General features: G+C 60.3%; 5 protein-coding genes. 3 read left to right on the forward strand and 2 right to left on the reverse strand.

Annotated features, from left to right (window positions below):
• On the reverse strand, window positions 1-396 hold a 396-nt coding region (dksA, locus tag HUJ17_RS04905; RefSeq protein WP_290509644.1), incomplete at its 3' end, for an RNA polymerase-binding protein DksA.
• Between the two features lie 61 nt (window positions 397-457).
• Between dksA and HUJ17_RS04910 the strand changes: the two genes are divergently transcribed.
• From HUJ17_RS04910 to sfsA, 3 genes are all read left to right on the forward strand, one after another.
• The gene (locus HUJ17_RS04910) at window positions 458-1,222 is read left to right on the forward strand and encodes a hypothetical protein (RefSeq protein WP_290509621.1); all 765 of its coding nucleotides are present in this window, start codon (window positions 458-460) and stop codon (window positions 1,220-1,222) included.
• Window positions 1,223-1,343: 121 nt separating this feature from the next.
• Window positions 1,344-2,510: an aminotransferase class I/II-fold pyridoxal phosphate-dependent enzyme gene (locus HUJ17_RS04915; RefSeq protein ID WP_290509622.1), complete on the forward strand. Its 1,167-nt coding sequence runs from the start codon at window positions 1,344-1,346 to the stop codon at window positions 2,508-2,510.
• The gene (sfsA, locus tag HUJ17_RS04920; RefSeq protein ID WP_290509623.1) at window positions 2,507-3,226 is read left to right on the forward strand and encodes a DNA/RNA nuclease SfsA; all 720 of its coding nucleotides are present in this window, start codon (window positions 2,507-2,509) and stop codon (window positions 3,224-3,226) included. Before HUJ17_RS04915 ends, sfsA begins: the two co-directional genes overlap by 4 nt.
• 237 nt (window positions 3,227-3,463) lie before the next feature.
• Here the strand turns inward: sfsA and HUJ17_RS04925 are convergent.
• Window positions 3,464-4,204: serine/threonine protein kinase (locus tag HUJ17_RS04925; protein WP_290509624.1), on the reverse strand; the 741-nt coding region annotated here is incomplete at its 5' end.

The raw sequence follows: 4,204 nt of genomic DNA on the forward strand, positions 1-4,204 counted from the left end.
CTGCTTTTCCTTGATCTCCGCCAGTTCCTTGCAGTCGATGCACAGGTCCGCGGTGGGGCGGGCTTCCAGGCGGCGGATACCGATTTCGATGCCGCAGGCTTCGCAGAAACCGTAATCGTCCTTGTCCACCAGATCCAGGGTCTTCTCGATCTTCTTCAGCAGCTTGCGCTCGCGGTCGCGGGTTCGCAGTTCCAGGGCGAATTCTTCTTCCTGAGTGGCACGATCAGCGGGGTCGGGCAGGTTGGCCTGTTCGTCCTGCAGGTGGTGCATGGTGCGGTCCGCTTCTTCCATCAACTCCTGGCGCCAGGCCAGCAGGATCTGGCGGAAGTGCTCGCGTTGTTTCTCGTTCATGTATTCCTCGTTCTTGGCCGGAATGTAGGGCTTGAAGCCATGCATTTGGGCCTGGGAAGAGGATGAGGCGGTTTTCTTTTTCACGTTTGCTTTTACCTGAGCAGAAGTGGTGGATCGGCTCGGCGAAGTCCCTTTGCCGGCAGTCGCGGTCCGTGCGTTACCGGTGTTCGATGCGTCTCTGGCAGCGGCACGGGCCGCTGCGGATGCCTTCCCGGAGGTCGGCAGTTTTGTTCTAGGTGCAGCTGGTGCTGCTTTTTTGGCTGCTGTCTTTCTGGCAGCGGGTTTGCTGGCCTTCGCCGGTTTGGCGGTGGCAACGGTTGACTGGGTTTTGCCGGCGGCGGGTTTTGCCACTGGCTTGCTGGCCGCTTTTTTGGCAGGAGCCTTTGCAGCAGTTTTTTTGGCCGGGGCTTTCTTTACGGTCGCTTTTTTTGCAGCAGGCTTGGCGGCCGTTTTGGGAGTGGCAGCTTTTTTCGCCGGTGCCGGTTTCTTGGCGACCGCTTTCTTGGGAGTGGCTTTCTTCACAGTGGCCTTCTTGGCCGGCGCCTTTTTAGCGGCAGGCTTGGTAGCGGGTTTCTTTACTGCAGCTTTTTTGGCTGCGGTTTTGGCTGGAGCCTTCTTGGCTGCAGGCTTTGCTGCCACCTTTTTCACTGCGGCTTTTTTGGCCGGGGCCTTTTTCACGGCAGCCTTCTTGGCTGGCGCTTTGCGGGCAGCAGTGGATGAGGTGGCTTTCTTGCTGCTGGAAGCAGACCCGGAGGTTTGTTTTTTAGCCGCCTTTTTCGGGGCTTTCTTTTTGCCGGTGGCCATTTTTATTAACTCCCTTAGCATCTTCTCGACTCTCTATCCTGTCCCACTATCCCTGGGGCCCGCTTGATATAACCAGGTACGGGCGTAATGTAATCTTTGACCTTACCCCTTCCGGGTAAGTCTTGTCACCAGTTGGTGAAAATCTGGCCGATTATAGCCATGCCACCCTTATAGGAAAGAGGAATCTTGTGATAACGCTGTCGCATTTCGCCCAACAGATCCCGCCTTTTCACGTTATGGCACTGCTGGAGCGAGCCCAACAACTGGCAGCCCAGGGCCACGATGTGATCCATCTGGAAGTGGGCGAGCCGGATTTTGAAACTCCGACGCCGGTGCTGGAGGCCATTGCCGGGGCAACCCGTGATCGGGGAACCGGCTACACGCCGGCTGCAGGGCTGCCCGCTTTGCGCCAGGCCATTGCGGATGATTACCGGGAGCGTTTTGGCGCTACCGTGTCACCGGCACGGATCGTGGTGACGCCGGGCGCCTCCGGCGCCCTGCAGCTGGCGCTGGCGGCCCTGATCAATCCCGGGGACGGTGTTCTGCTATGCGATCCGGGCTATCCCTGTAATCGTCAGTTCGTGAATCTTGTGGGGGGGAAGCCGCAACCGCTGGTATTAGAGGCGGACAATCATTTCACCCTGACCGCCAGCGATCTGCTGGCAGCCTGGCAGACGGATACCCGTCTGGCCATGGTGGCGAGCCCGGATAATCCCACCGGTAATATGTTGTCGCTGGATACCCTGCAGGCCATGGCCGAGGGCGCGGTGGAGAAAGATGGCCTGCTGTTGGTGGATGAAATCTATCAGGGGCTTTGTTATCGGGGCCCGGCGGAATCGGTGCTGTCGCGTACCGACCAGGTGATGGTGATCAACAGCTTCAGTAAATATTTCTGCATGACCGGTTGGCGGCTGGGCTGGCTGGTGGCGCCGGAGCCGCTGGTGCCGGCCATCGAGCGGTTGGCCCAGAACCTGTTTCTGGCACCCTCCACGCCGGCGCAATACGGTGCACTGGCGGCACTGCAGGAACCGGCGCTGACCATCCTGGAGCAGCGTCATCAGCTGTTTGCCCGCCGCCGCCAGTGTTTGCTCAATGGTCTGGCGCATCTCAAGCTGCCGGTGGTGTCCAATGCCGATGGTGCCTTTTATGTGTATGTGGATGTGAGTGCCTGGACCGATGACAGCTTTGCCTTTTGTGCGGACCTGCTGGAAAAGGAAAAGGTGGCCATGACGCCGGGCCTGGATTTCGGTGATGGCCATGACCATCACCGTTATGTGCGGCTGGCCTATACTTGCGCCGAGTCGCGTCTTGTTGAGGCCCTGCATCGGCTGGGTCACTACCTGGAGTCCCTGTGAAGTTTGATCCTCCCCTGGAAAGGGTCACCCTGCTGCGTCGCTACAAGCGTTTCATGGCCGATGTGGTTCGCGCCGATGGCAGCGAAATTACCGTGCACTGTCCCAATACCGGCTCCATGAAGAACTGCGTTCTGGGGGATCCCCAGCAGGCATTGATCTCCGACAGCGGTAATCCCAAGCGCAAATACCGCCATACCCTGGAAGCCCTGCAGGTGGGTCATGGTCATTGGGCGGGGGTCAACACCAGCCGGCCCAATGCACTGGTGGAAGAGGCGGTCCGCGCCGGGCGTGTGGACGCACTGAGCCCCGACACAGGTGTGGAAAGGGAAGTGAAATACGGTGACAGCCGTTTTGATCTGGCTTTGGGCGGGCGCAGCGATCCGCATACCTTTGTGGAAGTGAAAAATGTCACGCTCGGCCCCGGGCCTAATGACCCTGATGATGGTGTCATTGCCTTCCCGGATTCGGTGACAGAGCGGGGCCAGAAGCATCTGCTGACCCTCATGGAGGTGGTGGCGTCCGGCAAGCGGGCGGTGCTGTTTTTTTGTGTGCAGCACAGCGGCGCACAGGCCGCCCGGCCGGCGGACGAAATCGATGCCCGCTATGGGGCGCTGCTGCGGGAAGCGGTGCAGAAGGGCGTGGAGGTGCTGGCCTGGAAGGTGGCGTTATCCGCCGATGGTTTTCGGCTGGAACACCCCTTGCCAATACAGTTGTAGGCGTTCCTCTCGAGGGACGAACCACGCGTCAGCGTGGAAAGCACCTGCAAGGCCAGCAACGTCGTTTCTGTGAAACAGGGCGTCTCTAGAGTGACCTGGCAGCCCCTGCCTCGCCTTTTGCCTCGCCTGGGCTCGGGTTCGTCCCTCGAGAGGAACGCCTACAGCAGCGGCTTTAGAAGACACGTTGTCAACCCTGTCGCGCCGTGAGCGACGCTCCTACGGAAACGCGTTGTTGCTCTACAGCGGGGTCTGCAAATTACGCAGTTGCTGCTGTAACAGTTCTGTCTGGTCCCGCCAGTAACTCATGGATTCAAACCAGGGGAACGCGGGCGGGAAGGCCGGGTCGTCCCAGCGTCTGGCCAGCCAGGCGTCATAGCAGATGATGCGCCGGGTGCGTAGCGGTTCGATCAGGGCGGTTTGTTGCCAGGGGAAGGGCAGGAAGGTGTCGTAACCGCGGGCCAGCACCCGCAGTTGGTGTTGTTGCTCGTCCTGTTCACCGGACAGCAACATCCAGATGTCCTGCATGGCCGGGGCGCGCAGGCTGTCGTCCAGATCCACGAAATGTGGGCCGTTGTCGCGCCACAGGATGTTGCCGGTATGGCAGTCGCCATGCACGTTGAGCAGCGGGAATTCCACCTCAGCCAGCCGCTGTTCAATCTGCTCCAGCAGTTGGCCGCAGGCATCGCGATACTGACTGCGGTAATTCAGGTCCACCACGTCATTGATCAGAAAGGTGCTGGCGGCACGAATGTCAGCCACCGGGTCCATGGTGTGGCGGAGCTGATAGGGCCGGTCACTGCCGCAGGCATGCCAGCGGGCCAGGGTGCGGCCCAGCTGTTCCAGGTGGTTGTCGTTATCCAGTTCCGGCGCATGGCCGCCGGCTCTGCGGAACACCGCAAAGGCGAAGCCGTCGCAGTGGAACAGGGTGGTGCCGTTCTTTTCGATGGGGGCCACCACCGGCAGGTCCCGTTCCACCAG

It is taken from the genome of Alcanivorax sp. (genome assembly GCF_014762765.1).
Classification (GTDB): Bacteria; Pseudomonadota; Gammaproteobacteria; order Pseudomonadales; family Alcanivoracaceae; genus Alcanivorax.